14 protein-coding genes are annotated in these 18,250 nt (G+C 35.2%); 2 read left to right on the top strand and 12 right to left on the bottom strand.

The annotated features are described in order from the left end of the window. Window positions 1–55: 55 nt before the first annotated feature. The 8 genes from ribD to GQS55_RS03625 all read right to left on the bottom strand — a co-directional run bounded on the left by ribD (window position 56) and on the right by GQS55_RS03625 (window position 8,321). Window positions 56–1,234, bottom strand: coding sequence for a bifunctional diaminohydroxyphosphoribosylaminopyrimidine deaminase/5-amino-6-(5-phosphoribosylamino)uracil reductase RibD (gene ribD, locus GQS55_RS03660; RefSeq protein WP_159822523.1), 1,179 nt, complete (start codon window positions 1,232–1,234; stop codon window positions 56–58). Window positions 1,235–1,277: 43 nt separating this feature from the next. Then, a complete protein-coding gene (nrdR, locus tag GQS55_RS03655) occupies window positions 1,278–1,757 on the bottom strand; it encodes a transcriptional regulator NrdR (RefSeq protein WP_159818077.1) in 480 nt (159 codons plus the stop codon). A gap of 139 nt (window positions 1,758–1,896) precedes the next feature. Beyond that, the gene (gene glyA / locus GQS55_RS03650; RefSeq protein WP_159818075.1) at window positions 1,897–3,153 is read right to left on the bottom strand and encodes a serine hydroxymethyltransferase; all 1,257 of its coding nucleotides are present in this window, start codon (window positions 3,151–3,153) and stop codon (window positions 1,897–1,899) included. A gap of 372 nt (window positions 3,154–3,525) precedes the next feature. After that, window positions 3,526–4,245, bottom strand: a complete 720-nt coding sequence (locus GQS55_RS03645) for a hypothetical protein (protein WP_159818073.1) — start codon at window positions 4,243–4,245, stop codon at window positions 3,526–3,528. Next, window positions 4,238–4,756: an RNA polymerase sigma factor gene (locus tag GQS55_RS03640; RefSeq protein WP_236559749.1), complete on the bottom strand. Its 519-nt coding sequence runs from the start codon at window positions 4,754–4,756 to the stop codon at window positions 4,238–4,240. Before GQS55_RS03640 ends, GQS55_RS03645 begins: the two co-directional genes overlap by 8 nt. Before the next feature lie 127 nt (window positions 4,757–4,883). Then, the gene (locus tag GQS55_RS03635) at window positions 4,884–6,080 is read right to left on the bottom strand and encodes an ABC transporter permease (RefSeq protein WP_236559748.1); all 1,197 of its coding nucleotides are present in this window, start codon (window positions 6,078–6,080) and stop codon (window positions 4,884–4,886) included. Beyond that, window positions 6,077–6,832: an ABC transporter ATP-binding protein gene (locus tag GQS55_RS03630; protein WP_159818070.1), complete on the bottom strand. Its 756-nt coding sequence runs from the start codon at window positions 6,830–6,832 to the stop codon at window positions 6,077–6,079. The genes GQS55_RS03635 and GQS55_RS03630 overlap by 4 nt, the downstream gene beginning before the upstream one ends. A gap of 43 nt (window positions 6,833–6,875) precedes the next feature. Next, window positions 6,876–8,321, bottom strand: coding sequence for an alpha/beta fold hydrolase (locus GQS55_RS03625; protein ID WP_159818068.1), 1,446 nt, complete (start codon window positions 8,319–8,321; stop codon window positions 6,876–6,878). 346 nt (window positions 8,322–8,667) lie between these two features. On the opposite strand from GQS55_RS03625, the gene GQS55_RS03620 reads away from it, so the two are divergent. After that, window positions 8,668–8,886 (top strand): EF-hand domain-containing protein, encoded by a 219-nt coding sequence (locus GQS55_RS03620; protein ID WP_159818065.1) that lies wholly within the window; start codon window positions 8,668–8,670, stop codon window positions 8,884–8,886. Window positions 8,887–9,040: 154 nt separating this feature from the next. Next, window positions 9,041–9,703 (top strand): PAQR family membrane homeostasis protein TrhA, encoded by a 663-nt coding sequence (trhA, locus tag GQS55_RS03615; protein ID WP_159818063.1) that lies wholly within the window; start codon window positions 9,041–9,043, stop codon window positions 9,701–9,703. A gap of 30 nt (window positions 9,704–9,733) precedes the next feature. On the opposite strand, the gene GQS55_RS03610 is transcribed toward trhA, so the two are convergent. The 4 genes from GQS55_RS03610 to GQS55_RS03595 are packed head-to-tail and all read right to left on the bottom strand — an operon-like array spanning window position 9,734 to window position 18,178. After that, window positions 9,734–11,857 (bottom strand): EAL domain-containing response regulator, encoded by a 2,124-nt coding sequence (locus tag GQS55_RS03610; RefSeq protein ID WP_159818061.1) that lies wholly within the window; start codon window positions 11,855–11,857, stop codon window positions 9,734–9,736. Then, window positions 11,854–12,432 (bottom strand): chemotaxis protein CheB, encoded by a 579-nt coding sequence (locus tag GQS55_RS03605; RefSeq protein ID WP_159818059.1) that lies wholly within the window; start codon window positions 12,430–12,432, stop codon window positions 11,854–11,856. Before GQS55_RS03605 ends, GQS55_RS03610 begins: the two co-directional genes overlap by 4 nt. A 16-nt stretch (window positions 12,433–12,448) precedes the next feature. Beyond that, window positions 12,449–13,282, bottom strand: coding sequence for a CheR family methyltransferase (locus GQS55_RS03600; RefSeq protein ID WP_159818057.1), 834 nt, complete (start codon window positions 13,280–13,282; stop codon window positions 12,449–12,451). A 15-nt stretch (window positions 13,283–13,297) separates the two neighbouring features. Next, entirely contained in the window at window positions 13,298–18,178 is a 4,881-nt protein-coding gene (locus GQS55_RS03595; RefSeq protein WP_159818055.1) for a GAF domain-containing hybrid sensor histidine kinase/response regulator, read from the bottom strand. Between the last annotated feature and the right edge of the window lie 72 nt (window positions 18,179–18,250).

Here is an 18,250-nt window from a genome sequence, read left to right as displayed (position 1 = left end):
TTTATTTTATAGTTAGATATATTATTTAAGACTCTGTTGCTGAAATAATATCTATTTAGATGCTGTCTTTTTCTAGTGTTGCTGTAATTCGAATATCACAACCTACTTGGCGTACGTCGGTAATCGATAATGATTTAGCCTCTAGTAATTTATTCACATTCGGCATTTCGACTAAACTTTTACCCTCAGCCCCCATAAGTTTAGGAGCTTGGTATAAAATTAACTCATCAACTAAATCTTGTTCTATAAAAGCTCCCGCTAAGCGAGCTCCAGATTCAATTAATACATCATTCAAACCGCGTTCGGCTAATAATATCAATAACGCAGCTAAATCAATATTGTCTTGTCCTGATTCAGTCTTCACCGTAGAAACTTGGACCTGTTCTACGAAATGCGGCCATTTATGGATGTTTTCAAGGTCTATTTCATCTAATTCTCTTCGAACCAGAATAACCGGTGATGCTTGTTTAAAAAAATCTAACTCAGGTGTAAGCCTGTTACGACTATCAATAACAACTCTTACTGGCTGGCGAACCGTATCTTCAGGGTAGCTATCTTTTAATCTTCCTAACTCAGACCAACGTACTGTCATTTTAGCATTGTCAGTTAAAATTGAATCTGCACCCGAAATTACAGCACAGCTTTGCGCTCTCAATTTTTGTACATCACATCTTGCGTCGCTTGAAGTAATCCACTTGCTTTCACCACTTTTCATCGCGGTTTTACCATCAAGACTCGCCGCTAACTTAACCCGAACATAAGGTAAAGAGTGAGTCATGACTTTAATAAAGCCAAGATTTAGCGCTTTTGCGTCACTTTCTAAAAGCCCAAATTCAGCTTGAACCCCTGCTTGTTGAAGCATTGCTAAACCACGACCCGAAACTTCAGGATTAGGATCAACCATAGCGGCAACAACCCGTTTTACTTTGGCATTAATTAACCCTTGGGCACAAGGTGGTGTTCTACCAAAATGACTGCACGGCTCTAAAGTAACATAAGCGGTTGCACCTTCAATAAGGTGAGGGTAATTAAGTTTAGCATCAAGTAATGCATTAACTTCTGCATGACCCTGCCCTGTTTTTTGATGAAAGCCGGTGCCAATTACTTGCTCTTTACCGTCAAGCTTATTAACCAGTACACAACCTACTCGAGGATTTGGTGATGTTGTATAACGCCCTTGTTTAGCAAGCTGAATTGCTAATGCCATGTATTGATAATCTTGTCTGCTATACATTTGATCATTACAAGTTGTTGTTAATTCTTTTTTTGTCGGCGATTTATTTACCAATTTTCCCTCTCCTTGGACTTTCTTTTCCTAGGCGAGCTATTTCATCAGCAAATTCACTAATATCTTCAAAGGACAAATAAACAGAAGCAAAACGTAAATAGGCAACTTTGTCTAATTCTTTTAGCTGAGTCATCAACAAATTACCCAGCATTTCACTCGTAATTTCTCGCTCACCTGTTGCACGCATTTGTGATTTTAATTTATTAATCGACAGTTCTACTTGTTCAGTACTGACGGGACGTTTCTCTAACGCTCGCATTAAACCACTGCGCATTTTATCTTCGTTGAACGGTTCACGTGTACCATCTCGTTTGATAATACGAGGCATAACTAATTCAGCTGTTTCAAAAGTTGTATAACGTTCATGACAAGATAAGCATTGACGACGACGTCTGATTTGATGACCGTCTGAAACTAAACGAGAGTCTATGACTTTAGTTTCCTGTGCACTACAAAATGGACAAAACATGGTTTACCTGCGATACGTGAATAAGTTTCATACGACAAGTTCGAAAAATAAATACAAAAATGGCCGCTAATTGCGACCATTTTAATATAAATTCACAATAATTTGTGAATTAGTTTAACTTAAAAAAGCTAATGACTGACTACTTGTATACAGGGAAACGTGAACATAGCTCTTTAACGCTTTCTTGTACCTTAGCAATAGTTTCTTCATTGTTGATATCATCTAAAATATCACAAATCCAACCTGTTAATGCTTTAGTTTCTTCAGTACCAAAACCACGACGACTAATAGCAGGAGTACCCAAGCGCAAACCGCTAGTAACAAACGGAGAACGAGGATCGTTAGGTACTGAGTTTTTATTAACAGTAATGTGTGCTTTACCTAAAGCAGCATCAGCATCTTTACCTGTAATATCTTTATCAATCAAATCAAGTAACAATAAGTGATTTTCAGTGCCATTTGATACAACTTTATAACCACGTTCTTGTAATACCGCAACCATAGCTTTGGCATTATCAAGTACACTTTGTTGATACACTTTAAATTCTGGTTGTAGTGCTTCTTTAAATGCAACCGCTTTAGCAGCAATAATGTGCATTAATGGGCCACCTTGGCCACCAGGGAAAACGGCACTATTTAACTTTTTATAAATAGCTTCATCATCACAGCCAGAAATAATTAAACCACCACGAGGGCCCGCTAATGTTTTATGTGTAGTTGTAGTTACTACATGCGCGTGTGGTACAGGATTAGGGTATAGACCTGCAGCAACAAGACCAGCAACGTGTGCCATATCAACGAAGAAATATGCTCCAATGCTGTCAGCAATTTTACGCATACGTGCCCAATCAACAACACCTGAGAAGGCAGAAAAACCACCGATGATCATTTCAGGCTTGTGTTCATTAGCTAAACGTTCAAGTTCATCATAGTCAATATCACCAGTTTCTGGGTGAAGACCGTATTGAAAAGCTTCATAAGATTTACCAGAAAAGCTTACACTAGCACCATGAGTTAAATGACCGCCATGGGCTAAGCTCATGCCTAATACTTTTCCGCCAGGTGATACAAGTGCTTGAAAAACAGCAGCATTCGCTTGAGAACCTGCATGTGGTTGTACGTTGGCATAAGTAGCACCAAACAACTCTTTTGCACGATCAATTGCTAATTGCTCAGCAATATCAACAAATTCACAACCACCGTAATAACGTTTGCCAGGGTAACCTTCGGCATATTTGTTAGTTAATTGTGAACCTTGTGCTTCAAGTACGCGAGGACTACAGTAGTTTTCTGAAGCAATTAACTCTATGTGCTCTTCTTGACGCACAACTTCTTGGCTCATTGCTTGATATAGTTCCGCATCAAAATCGGCAATATTCATATCACGTGTAAACATGTTTTTTCCCTTCTTTGCAAATATAAAAGTCAGCACTAGGCTGAAACGATATTTAAGCAAATAACAGAATTTACTTAAACATTCAAAAAATAATGGCGGTATTCTGCCTTAATTTTACCTAGTTGTACACGGTAAAACGAGCAAGCCTTAGTGTATTTAGCACTGCTTTATAGCGTATAATTGTTAAGTGAATGTCTCTTAACAATAGAATAAAAGTTTTCACTAAAAAAAAGAATATACCTAAAACTGTAAAACAATAGCACAGCAAAATATTAAACACCAAATAAAAATCATACCGAATAATAACCCATCAAACCTATATATATCGAAATTATAGTTGGTCAGTGCAAGCGCTATGTCCATAAAGAATATCTAGATAGAGTTAAGCTCTGATAACTCCTTAACACGCTTCTTTTGAAACCAATGTGTTATTAACCATATCATCAGAATAAAAATATGAGTAATAATAAAGGGAGGCCAAAGTGACTTCTCTGACTCTTCAATTGTTGCGTAAAGGTACCAATTAACTAGAGGTAGAAATAACCAACAAGACAGTTTAGTTAATTTAATATATTTAATTGAAGATTGAACTCCTGCAATAGCATTAGTAACCGCTTTATCTGGGCTATCACAACTCTGTTGCCAAATATTCAGTCGTATTTTTATTTCATAATAAACAAAGATTACTGACGCTACACCTCCAAAGGATAAGTAAGTGATATTTGCGGTACTCCAGTCACCTTGATACAAGCCGACAAATAGCATAATAAAAATACCTACTGTAGCGATGACATTCAGCCCCAACAACAACTTAGCTAGTAAGGTTCGTTTTTTAGTTTGTTTTAATAACTTTTGAATATCTACTTTTTCAAAAGGTTGATCTTGCCAATCTTGAGAAAGTATTAGCCAACTTTCATCTAGTGGTTGTTCATCAAATAAAGGGGGTTCATTATCTGGAGTTGATGAAGTATTGCTTTTAGATAATGAAAGAACATCTATCTTTTTCGGCTTAACAACCATAGTACGATCTGGGTCTATTTTGTTAGACTTTGTCGACGATCTATCTTCATTTTCAAATGGTGTTTTATCCATTTTCTGATCCCTCCAACAACTGGGTTAATAATGTTTTAGCGCGTTGTAACCTAACTCCAACTAAGTTAGGCGTAATCACTAAAACATCAGCCATTTCTTGATAACTCATTCCTTCAAGTGCCAGTGTTATCACTTGTCGTTGTTCAAGTTTAAGTTCTCGTATAGCTTGCGATAAACGAAATTGTCGTTGTGTTTGATTAAGCTCTTGATAAGGTGTGTTTTGTGTTGCAGCTATATTTTCAACTTCAGCACAATTTTCTATATCTGCAGTCTGAACCGTTTTAACTGCTTTAGCGACATGCGTCGCTAAAACGTTATGAGCAATACGCGCAACAAAAGTTTTTACCGCAGAATCTTGTCTAAACTTAGGCAAAGCTCGCCAAATATTTAATGCTATTTCTTGAAAAAGCTCATCTTGAATAGCAACTTTTGCTTCAAAGCCCGTAATGATATGACGCAGCAGTTTTTCATGCTCCGTCATCCATAATGTAAATGTTGCTTGATAATCCAATTATCTTTCCTTCCACTCAACACTACTGACCAAAAGTAAATTGAGTATATTATTTAATTAAGTTGTTAAAATTTAACATAATAGTTTTATAAATTACCTTTTATTTAACTATTATGCACTTAACTACTTAACTTAATGCCATCACAACTTTTTCTGATTTAAGCTTGTTAGCTAACGCGATAACCAATGCCACAGTAATCGCAATAGTCACAGTACTGGTTGCAAAAACGGCTAACCAATTAACTTCAACACCTTTAAAAATGTTTTCAATAATCATGGATTGGCCTGCTATTGGTAGCCAATTTAGCCACTCAGGTCGATCATCCATCATTGAAACAACAAAAGGGATAAAGGCAGGAATACCAATAAGCATACCAACTGTTGATTGTGCTTCTTTAAAGCTCTTGGTTTGAAAGGCGACAAATAATTGGCAAGCAGAGGCAAAAAAGCAAATAGGCAGTAATAGTAATAATAAAATCGCTGCGGTTGATATATCCAAACTAAAAGTCGCTCCAATTTTAGTTAAGTCAATAAAACCAACGGAAATTGACGTGAGTACTAATACTAAAACCACACCAATGATCGAAATGGTTGAAGAGCCGATCAACTTAGCTAACACTATTTTTAACGTACTTACGGGTTGGCACAATAACATTTCAAGTACATTACGCTCTCGTTCTCCGGCACTTGAGTCAATGGCTACAGATAAGCCAGACATAAATGCGGCCATCATCAGATATATTCCCAACATCATTGAGATCATAATAAAGGTAGCATCAGGTTTTGCGGTGTCTTGCTCTACTAGTTTAACTGGGTTTAGCAAACGTACATCAACACCGCGTAATAATAGTCTCTTATAGCCAATCGATAATGAGAACTCTCTTACTGCGTTATTAATTCTTCTGATAGGAGGGGTAACTGCTTTATCATTAAAATCAGCTTGTAAATGTAACTTAATTGGCTTTCCTTCAGCCATATTAATTGCATAATCTTCAGGAATATCAATAGCAATATTACGCTGTTCCCACGTTGCTTTTTCATCTTCAGGTACATCAGCAAAGTTTAATAAATTGTTGTCGGCAAAATGCATTATTAACTTAGGTGCATATTCAGCACCTGAGAACTTAACGTAAACAGGTGGTTCATCAACCAACTTTTCAATCATGATTTTTGACATCAAGACAATAGCTACGGGTGCTAAGAAAGCCATCATTAACGCCACGATCAATGCACGTTTGTCACGAAAAGCTTCTTTGTATTCTTTTAAAACAAGTGCTTTTAATTGAATTATATGTAAATTTAAGTTTGAGTTAACACTATTCACGCTGATACTCCTTCATCTGAGCCAATCAATTTAACAAATGCATCTTCAAGCAATGTTTCACCAGCCAGATCACATAGCTCTTGAGGTGTTCCTTGGGCAGCTAACCTACCATTAGCAACAATGATCACCCGGTCACATAGCGCCGCGACTTCTTGCATTACATGCGATGAAAATAAAATGCAGTGTCCTTTCGCTTTAAACTTAGCAAGGTGATTACGCAATATACGTGTACTCATAACATCTAAACCACGTGTAGGCTCATCAAGTACAAAGTTTTGTGGTTGATGAACTAAGGCTTGTGCTAATGTAACTTTCATTCGTTGACCTTGTGAAAAACCAATGGTTTTACGGTGCGCTAATTCGCCCAGATCTAAATCTTCAATCACTTGCTGTATTGCTTCTTTTTTAGTTTGCCCTGACATACCATGTAAGCTTGCGAAATAATCAATTTGTTCATAAGCAGTTAGACGCTCATACAAGCCGAATTTATCAGGAAAAATACCCAGTTTTGAGCGCGCGGCTAATGGGTTTTCAGTAACATTAATACCATCAATGGTGGCAAAACCTTCATCAGCTGAAAGTAACCCGTAAAGTGTACGTAGACACGTTGTTTTACCAGCACCATTTGGTCCTAAAACCCCGGTGATCTCACCATCTTTTGCGGTAAAAGAAAGTCCGTCTAGCGCTTTCACGGTATTTTTTTTATTTTTCTTATCAATAAATTGTTTATGTAAATTATTTACTTCAATCATTAGTATTTCCTTGTCTGTGCCATTTAATGCTATTGGAAGCGCATTACTGAATGCCGTTAACACTTGTCATAAAAGTCTCTTGAGGAATATCTTTCAAACAAGACTCATCAAGTTTATTAGGTAACTTACTCGTTAAAAATTCGTTAACTATCTCATTAGCACATGTATTCATTGCAACAGTATGCGAAGCATTTTCAACAATAATATGGTGGCTATTAGGCAATGACTTAGCTGAGTAATCACCATTACTTGGTGGTGTTACTGGGTCTAAATTTCCCGATAAAATCAAAGTAGGAATATTAGCAGTAACCGGTTGATAGAAGTTATCGCTTGGTCGGTATTGTGGGAACAGTGAACATATTCTTTCAAAAATAAGATTACTAGTACTGCCATTATCAAAATTATTACTCACATCTATTGCTTTCATTTCCGCTGATATTTTGGGCGCATCTTCATTACAAACAATATTAAAATGCAAACCAGTATAAATTTGTTGTTCACCTTCGGTGCTAGCCATTAAGCCGATTAATGGCTCATAGTTACCTAAATAAGCTTGATTGATAATTAACGGCACTAAAGAACGACCTCTTATGCTGTATAACTGCATACGTAAATTGTTAGTAAATTTATTATCATCGAGCTTGAATTTTGTTGGCGTTCCTAACCGTGGGTGTTGAATATCAAGGGTTACGGGGGCTTTGGCTAAACGCGCTTTCACTTCGTCAAACTCATCGGCTAAATTAGGAAAGGCTCTATTACATGATTCACTTTTTTTACAGTTTTCTACTAATAAGTTAAATGAACGAGCAACACTTTGACCAAATAAGCCAATAGGCACTTCAATAGGGCCAACGCTATCCAATACTACGCTCTCAAGTGACTCGGGAAACATTCGCATATAAACTAAAGCAGCACGTGTACCGTAAGAGCCGCCATAAATATTGAGTTTTTTATGTTCTAAAGCAACTCTAATACTATCAAAATCACGAATAGCATTTTCTGAATTAAACTGGCTTAAATCACCTTCAAACTGGCTAATACAGTCAACAATATCACTCTCTTTAAAGTCTTTAGTAAGCGTACTATAAACACTGCCCTCTTCCTCTAGGTCACAAGATAAAGGATGACTTTCACCAGTACCTCGTTGATCAACTAAAATAATATCGCGTGTTTTACGTACTTCACGAAAGACTTGATTCAACCCTGTAGCAAGTTCTACCGCAGCTTGACCTGGGCCACCTGCTAAAAACATTAAGGGTGCCTTATATTCACTATCATCAATTGCTGGCAATACTGCGAAGTTAATCGTTATTTTATCACCATCTGGTTTTTGATAATTTTCTGGTACTTCAAGCTTGCCGCATTTTACTTGTGAACGTATTTCACCTAAATGACAATTTTCTAACGTTAATTCATCAGCATTTGCCCAACTCATTGTTGTTATAGACAGTAAACTGAACGTTAATATTCTTTTCCAAGTTACTTTCATCTTATATTTCCTTAATAAAGCGTTAAACACTTAGTCTCAATACTTTTAAATTTATTACAAAAAAAATAAAAAAAACTCAAAGATAAATATATTAATTATAAAAGCAAGGTAACTATTCAAACAAAAACAACGCCTAACATTATGATTAATAATATATTTAAATCAAAGCTATCATTCTTTAAATACGAAAAATAAAACTTAAAATAGATAATTAATAACCGACTAATATAAGAATTAATATTTCCCTCAACCAAGCCTAAATTAAGTTTAAATAGTCATTCCCAAACGTCTGAATAAAAGATAACATTTAGATATTAATTTCCCTCTAATTATCTAAGGACCCCCCATGGAATTGAATCAATGGGTAGATGAGTTATTTGAAGTATTTGATGAAGATAAGGATGGTGTAATTAGCCGCTCTGAATTCGTTGAACTTATTGATGTGCTATTGCAAGACAAAGGCATCCGTATGTGTGAGTCTATTTTTAATCGTTTTGATAAAAACCATAGTAACTCTATCTCTAAAGATGAATTAAAAGAAATGGTTATAGAATTAGCTTTATAGTTATGTTTATAAGACCTTTTCTTAATATTTAGCTCTCTTAAAGAGAGCTAAATACTCCCCATACACTCCATTTTTATAATGCGATCTAATATTAATTTCAAAACAGTCCATCTAAAAACAGTTTACGCTGCTACGCTAAAGAAAGGTTAGGGTTATGACCAGTAAAATATCTCAATATAGTAAAAATGAAGAGTTAGCTAACACCATAAGCCATGGCTTGGGTGCCTTACTTAGTCTTGTAGCATTATTTTTATTGCTCAGTAATTCAGTAACTGACACATCAGTAAACTATTCTATTAGTAATAATACTATGCGTATTGTCAGCTTTAGTATTTATGGCGTAAGCTTGTTGGCACTTTTTTCTGCTTCAACTTTTTATCATGGCGTTACAAATGAACGTACAAAAAAACTATTTAAACTACTAGATCATTGCGCTATATATACACTTATAGCGGGCACCTATACACCGCTATTATTACTAAGTATGAAAGACTCTCTAGGTTATAGCTTAATGGCAATTATCTGGCTTATTGCTTTAGGTGGCATATTTTTTAAAATTAAATTTGGTGATAAATATAAAAAGATATCTTTAGCTACCTATCTTGGTATGGGCTTTATTTCTTTTGCCATTATAGAAGAGTTATATAATATTCTCCCCATTAATGCCGTCAATTTATTAGCAGCTGGTGGCTTAGTTTATGTACTGGGTGTCTTTTTCTATGTTCAAAAGAAAATTCCCTTTAATCACGCAATTTGGCATTTATTTGTTTTAGGCGGCGCAACTTGCCATTTCCTGATGATTTATTGGTATATTTAATCTGTATTCTCTAACGAAAAGCATCATATTTTACCTAGCCTCGTCTTGATATTGTATTAACCAGTCAATAAACTCGCCCGCTGGAATAGGGTGACTATATATAAAACCTTGAGCAACATCACAGCCATTATTCAGTAAATAAGAAAGCTGATTCGAGGTTTCTACCCCTTCTGCAATAACTTTCATATTCAATGTATGAGCTAGCTCTATTATTGATTTAAATATTTTTGCATCGACAGCATCATTTACTACATTCTTAATAAAAAGACGGTCTATTTTCAAAAATTCTGCGGAAATTTGCTTTAAATTGAGCATTGACGAAAAGGCAGTGCCGAAGTTATCCACCACTAACGAGATTCCTTTTTTCCTTAATTGCTCAAAAACATCATTATTGTTTTGTGAACCTTCAAGCATAGCCATCTCCGGAATTTCTAACTCAAGAATATCAACACCTGAATCTAATTCTAAAATAGTATTCTCAAGCATATCAATGAAATCACAATAATGTATCTGCTTTACAGATAAGTTCACTGCAATTTTAATATCTAAAATACCGTGTTGACTCCAAAAATTAATTTGCTTTGCTGCCAGCTTAAAGATTAACTTACCCATAGGAATAATAAGTCCAATTTCCTCAGCCAGAGGAATGAAATCTACAGGTAAGAGTAAACCTTTTTCAGGATGATTCCAACGAACTAAAGCTTCGGCACCAATCACTTTCTTTGTATTAAGATCTATTTGTGGCTGATAATAAAGCTCTAACTGCTCTTCTTCAATCGCCTTTGCTAATTGCTTTTCTTCGGTTATTCTAAGATGAATGGATTCATCCATCTTTTGATTATAAAAATGGTAACCGTTACGGCCATTCTCTTTTGACTCATACAAAGCGATGTCTGCACACTTAATAATTTTTTCTTGATTTCTGCCATCATCAGGAAAAACAGCAACACCTATACTACCCGCTGTATGCACTGTATGCCCATCAAGTTCAAAAGGTTTAGCCAATGATTGCAAACAACGCTCTGTAAGCGTATTAATTGTTAATGCACCCTGTGTTTCAAGTGCGATAATAGCAAACTCATCCCCGCCTAACCGGGCTACAGTGTCAGTATCCCTAACACAACCAAGTAAACGCTGAGCAACTTCTATCAATAATAAGTCACCAATAGGGTGACCTAAGGTATCATTAATGTCTTTAAAATGATCAAGATCAATCATGATTAAATTAACCTTTGTTTTTAACCTCGTAGCGGTAGCAAAAGCGACATCTAAACGATCATTAAATAAATAGCGATTAGGTAGTTGGGTTAACGCATCATACTGCGCCATAAACTGCACCGCACGCTCTGACTCTTTTCGGTCGGTAATATCTTGTATTGCGCCAACAAATGAAATTGATTTATCTTTCATCGCGTTGATAATGATGTTGGCTGTACGAAGCTTTTCTTCATGACCAACGAACCTAAATTCAAAGGTAATTTCTTTTTTAGGATGTTTGATAATCTTACTAAATGCGAGTAAGGCTCCTTCTCTATCATCTTCATGAATTTTTTTCATAAACTCATTAATTGGAATTTCTTGCTCTGCTAAATACTCGGTAATATTAAGTATCTCTAGCGCTTGGTCTGATAAAATAATATATTTAAGATCTAGACTAAGTTTCCAACCGCCAATACTGGCGATTTTATTGGTTCTTCGTAATTCTTCAGTACGTTCTTGAACTAATAATTCAAGATTTTCAGTGAGTGACTTTAGCTCAAAACTCTGATTATATAATTCTAGAAATACATTAACTTTAGATATAAGAATATGATCTTCTATTGGTTTCTGAATATAATCTACCGCACCTGCTCGATAACTTTTTAAACGATGTACTTCATCTTTATAAGCTGCAGTTACAAAAATAATAGGAATGGTATTGGTACCGGGTGTAGAGCCTAATATTTCAGCAGTTTCATAGCCATCCATTTCAGGCATATGGGCATCTAATAAGATCAGTGCAAAATCATGCTCTAGTGTTAACTGTAACGCTTCTGCACCTGAACTTGCTTTAATTACCTCAGCTTTTACTTTTTTTAAGAGTAACTTTAGAGCAACTAGGTTCGCCGGCGTATCATCTACAATAAGTATCTTAGGTGTACTATCAACATTCATATCGATTTCCAATTCGTTAATTCTAACAACTTAGCTGAAATATCTTGTAGAGGGATAATATGATCAGCGTAACCTGCATTAATAACACTTTCGGGCATTGATTTAGCTTCAGCCGTTTCAGGTGTTTGTACAATAACTAAACCACCATTATTTTTGACCATCTTTGCACCTTGCGTGCCATCTGAATTTGCGCCAGTTAAAATAATAGAAATTAAGTTTTCTCGATAATATTCCGCAGCTGTTTCAAAAGATACGTCTATAGAAGGACGAGAGAAACAAACTTTTGGGTCCACATTTAAGGCAAACTTACCGTTATCATCAATTAATAAATGATAGTTAGGTGGCGCGGTATAAACATGATGAGGTCTAGGTAAAACTTTCTCCTCTGCATCTATTACGCTTAATTCTGTGTTGTTAGCTAAAACGTTCGATAACAAGCTAAGAGTATTAGGACACAAATGAGATACTACTATAATAGGGAGCGGAAATTCTTTTGGAATTCCTGATAATATTTTGCAAAGCGCGTTAACACCGCCCGTTGAGCAACCTATAATAACAGCAAGATAAGAAGTCATATCAAAATCCTTTCGTTCAACCTATTCTAGGTAATAACTTATGATAAATTTTATTTACTTTAGATATTGTAGTGAATTGTTCTTTTTGCTTAAAAGCACGTAATGACTCTTTCGTACCTAAACAAAGAAAACCGCTACGTACTAAACTTTGAGAAAATAGGGCAATTGATCGGTCTTGTAATGTTTCATTAAAATAAATCATAACATTCCTGCATAAGATTAACTGCATTTCCCCAAAAACACTATCCGCTGCCAAATTATGTTCATTAAAAACAATATGTTCAAGAATAAACTCCGCCAATTTTGCACGAGAGTAACGAGAGTGATAATAATCGGAAAAAGAGGCTCTCCCTCCCATAGCTTGATAGTTTCTCGTATAATCAGGAACTCGCTCTAAAGCAAAAATACCACTTTTAGCAATATCTAAGTTTTTTTTATTTATATCCGTTGCATAAATAGTAGAGCGTTGTAATAACCCTTCTTCATGTAGCAATATAGCTAATGAAAATACTTCTTCACCCGTTGCACAACCAGCAATCCATATATTAAGTCGTGGGTAAGATTTTAATGCCGGTAATACATGGGTTCGTAAATCTCTAAAAAAGTCAGGATCTCGAAACATCTCAGTAACCGTAACCGAAAAGTGATCAATAATTTCCTTTAAAAATCCCTCTTCATGAAGGACTTTATGAATCAAATCGCTAATAAATTCAACTTGGTTATTATTTTTTAATAAACGTAAGCGTCGCTTTAATGAAGCATGAGTATAATCTTGATAGTCATAGCCATACCTAAGTTTAACCGCCTGAAGAAATAGTTTAATTTCAATATCTTCAATATTAGTAGTCATCGCTTGTTCCTATATTTATAACCAAGCTCTCATCATTGATAATAATTTATCCATATCAATAGGCTTAGGTAAATAGTCACTAGCACCTGAGGCCATACTAACCTCACGATCGCCTTTCATCGTTTTTGCCGTAACCATTAAAATAGGCATCTTGGTATACTTATCTTGGCTTCGAATAATTTTTGTTGCTTCATTACCGTCCATTCCAGGCATCATAGAATCCATTAAGACAATATCAATTTGTGGATTTTTTTCTAGCATTGTTAGGCTTTGGGCACCGTCTTTCGACATAAGTACTTTCATTCCTTTATCACTCAACGCTCTTGATAATGCAAAAGTATTTCTCATATCATCATCAACAACAAGCACTGTTTTACCTTCCAGTGCACTTTCATAAGCCGGATTCTTAGTGGTATTATAATTTGAAAACTTATCGAGCGAATATTCAGAAGAAGGCTTTCCTTGGTTTTCTTTAACACTATCTAGAAACAACATAACTTCGTCTTGTAACCTTTCAACAAAGCTACCGTCTTTTAATATTAAACTATCCGTAAACCGTCTTAAAACTCGTACTTCTTCCTCAGATAGATCTTTCGATGAATAAATAACAACTTGCGGCATTGGCTTTTCAGACAAAGCACTAATTTTTTCTAGTAACTCTGTCCCATTAATATCAGGTAAATTAAGTTCTAAAATAATACAATCGATATTATGTTTTTGTAATTGTGCTAATGCCTCTTCTCCCGTGGCAGCCTCAAAAACCTCTACACCTTCTTTAGTTTGAAATTGCTCGCACGCAAAATTTCGTGTTTCAGGATCACTATCAATAATTAATACACTTTGTAATTCATTATTACAATTAATTGAAAAACCATGAATAGCTTCATCTATTTGCTCTCGAGTAACCGGTTTAGTAAAGTAATTAGCTCCGCCTATCGCTTTTGCTCTTAGAGCAGCATTAGAAGCAGACATAAAATGAACAGGTATATTGTGTGTTTGAGCAAGTGCATTTAATTGCTTATATACTTCAATTCCATCCATTTGCGGCAATTCTACATCAAGTACTATTCCCATGGGTTGTAATAACTTAGCTAAACATAAAGCATCGAATGGGTTCCCCGTTGCAATAGCTTTAAATCCTTGTTTATTTATTCGTTTAACTAATATTTGAGCGAAATGGATATCATCTTCCACCACTAAAACAACGTGATCATTTTCAACTAAATTTGCTCGATCATCGTCAATAAATATATCTATCTGATCTAATGAGCGATTATCTTCAGGTAATTCAACTTCATTTTTGTTTTGCGTATTTGATTGCACATAATCATTGTTTAATTGGACTTTATCATTATGTATCTGGGTATTATCTTCTATATTAAGAAGCTCTTCCTCACCCTGTTTATCTTCTATAATTAAATGTGTAGGTAAAATAAGGCTAAACACACTCCCCTTGCCTTTCTCGCTCTCTACACAAATAATCCCATCAAGCAGTTCGGCAAACTTTTTAGAGATTGAAAGACCTAAGCCAGTACCGCCATACTCTCTACTTGTGGAACCATCTTCTTGACGGAAGGGTTCAAAAATAGTTTGTAAATGCTCGGTATTAATACCAATACCGGTATCTATAATGGCAAATTGAATTGGAGCATCTATTTTTTCACTTATCTCTTTAGATAAAGATTCAGGAATTTTTATTGATAGTGTCACACTACCTTCTTTCGTGAATTTAATTGCATTAGCAATTAAGTTATCTAATATCTGCACTATTTTATCAACGTCTGAAGTTATTGATGCCGGTAGTTTGTCATCTAATACAACCTCAAAATCAAGTTTCTTTTCTGCTGCTACATGTTTAAAAGAGCGCTTAATACCATGGCTGAGTTCATCCAACATAATCACATTGCTATGAATATACATTTGTCCCGCTTCAACTTTAGATAAGTCTAAAATTTCATTAATGCGATGTAATAAAGACGTACCACTTTCATGAATAATTTCAGCGGCTTCAACATTATCTTCATTTAAATCTCCATCATCATTTTCAGCTAATGATTTAGACAAAATTAACAGACTATTTAATGGCGTTCTTAATTCATGGGACATATTGGCAAGAAACTCAGATTTATAGCGACTCGATTGTCTAATTTCTTCTGTTTTCTGCTGATTTTCGGATAATGCTTTTTCTAACGCTTTTTGTTGTGCTTGAATTTCTTTATTATGCTCTGACAGTGTCTGATTAACTTTACGCTGTTTTAATTGAGAGCGCTCAAGTTGTAATGTTTTCTCTTCTAAACCTCGGCTATTCTCAACCAGCTCTTCATTAATAACTCGCAACTCTTCTTCAGATACTCTTAGCTCTTCTTCAGAAGCTCTTAATCCTTCTTCAGATAATTGTAATTGTTCAGCTTGACGCTTAGTTTCTTCTAATAATGTTTTAGCATTAATAACTTGATTGAGTTTTTCTAAACTGAGTGCAATCGCCGGTATTATTTCTTTTAACAACTCATGATTTAATTGTGACAAAGAATCAAAACTTGCGATTTCAATAACACCTAATAAATTTTTTCGATAGATGACAGGTAAAACGATTAAGGTCGCGGGCTGGGAGTCTCCGAGCGCAGAGGACACGGTAATAAAGTCTTCAGGTACCGGAGACAAAATGATGTTTTGCTGTTCAAAAGCTGACTGCCCAATAATGCCCTCCCTTAATTTAAAGCTTGTTTGAGTATTTTCTTTACGAACAAAACTATAACTAGCTTTTATTTCTAAAAGCTCGTTTTCAGGTTTATAAACATAGAAAACACCAACGGCTCCGTTAATTAATGGTGTTAACTGATCAATAACCTCACGACAAAAATCAGTTAAGGTATCAGTTTGTTGTGCTTTTTCTGAAATGTGTGCAATTTGAGTTTTTTTCCAGTTTTCATCTTCTGTTTTTAAGGCTGACTTCTGAAAAATACTAGCAGCTTTGGTTAAGTGACCAATTTCTCCCGCCTGGTTAGACTCTTCAATATTAATAACGGCGCCACCAGATGCAATTTTTGTCATTGCTTCTGTGATATTTTTTAGTGGTTCAGTAATTGATTTTTCAGTTTTTTTACCAATAAAAAATGCAGTAACCAATCCTGTTAATAACAATAACCATTGTATGGCATTAAGTTGAGCCACTGAATAAGCATTATCTTTGGCTATACTAGCCAACTGCATTCGCTCACTTTTTGCTAAACCGCCATCACGTCTACCGTCTTTATTTCGCTCACCGGCGAGTAAGCCTAAAATCTTCTCTGTAAGTGGCATCACTTCTGTAGCAAGTAAATAATTGGTCATATTCCAACGCTCAGAGCGACGAATATCAAACATTTCTTTAGGCAATGGCATAAAAACATTACGTGACACTGTTAACTTTTCAAAAGCATTTAATTGCTCTGGTAACATTAAATATTGAAGTTTTTTGAGCATAATAAATTTTTCAGTATTACTATCCCATAGCGCTTGAAACAATTGATAATGTTTTTCTTGTCCCGTAATAAGAAATGACTGTAACTCATCAAAAATTGAACTCAACGTATTCCTAAAGTCAGACATAGTGCCTAGTAATCGAGCACGATCCTGCAATGTAGCGGATTGGAGTTTGATTGCTTCCTCTGGATCACTTAATGAATTGGCAATTGACTCATCAATAAAGGCCAATGCTTTTAATGCCGGCTGATCGTCAATACGAACACTTCTATCGATAGTTCTCGCATCAGCACCATTTAACACAAGTTTTTCTGCATTGACTAATAGTATACGGTAGGACTTTACGACTCTTTCTAAGTCTTGTAGTGCTGAACGCTCACTTGAGGTTAAATTTTGCAAGCGGTATAAATTTATCACTTTCACTACTTCATCTAAAGCAGTCTCGGCTTGATCTTTCTTACTAGCCGTTTTACGAAGTAAATAGTTTTTATAGTGATGAATAAATCCATTATAGCCAAGTAAAACACGAATTTTTGAGGCTATTTGTTGTTTACCTGAAGTTGCAGAAGCATTTACATTATCAAGAAAAGTTAAAGCTTCAATAGCGGTACTATCATCAACTCTCACTTCTTTATCCGTTATTTCTGGTGTATTCCCTTCATTCTCAACAACTTTAATGAGCATACTGTTTTCGGAATAATGAGTAATAACTTGGCTAATAATATCAACCGCAAGTAACTCTTCATCACTCATTGGATATTTTATATATTCATCTAGAAGCGCACGCGACTTTTTAATTGACTCCTCAAAGGCCTGATGAGATTTATCATTACCACGTAATACATAGTTTTTAAAATTATGTATCATCCCTCCGTACCCCATCGAAGCACGAAGTGCTGTTAATATTGATATTTTTTGCACACTATCGGGAACATGGTTTTTTTCAGAATCAATCATAAGTGATATAAAATGAAACATGTCTGACTTTATTGGATTAGCTTGTTCAATTAAAATTTTATTAGCAGGCTTTTCTTCAAGTGTATGACCTATATCCTCAACCTTTTGCTGTATCTGCTTGAATTTTTCTAGATAAAGTTTTACTTCACTCCATTTCTCAATACTTTCTTGTGATTGCCAGTTAGCGGACAATGAATCTATTTTTATAGTTGTTAAATCAATAACTTCCCAAGTATTATTTCTATCTTTTTTAAACCGGTCATTTCCTGTAATTAACCAACCACCAAGAGAAGCTAAAGAGCTATTAATACCCGTTAGCATGAAAGAACTTTTTTCTGTTGATGGCATTCTTTCTTCAACAATTTCTTTCGTTGTATTATTAATAATATTCGTCAAAATCAACGTTGTGCTGACAGCCGCAAATAAAATGGCACTAATAGCTGAAAAGCCAAAAATTAAATTTTGCTTAATAGTCATACGTTTCCTAATTTTTTTCACGAAAGTATCTCTTTAAATTATTATTGATGAATAGTAAGTAATACAGAAGTT

This window comes from Colwellia sp. 20A7 (assembly GCF_009832865.1).
Classification (GTDB): domain Bacteria; phylum Pseudomonadota; class Gammaproteobacteria; order Enterobacterales; family Alteromonadaceae; genus Colwellia.
This window is presented reverse-complemented; position numbering and strand designations above follow the sequence as displayed.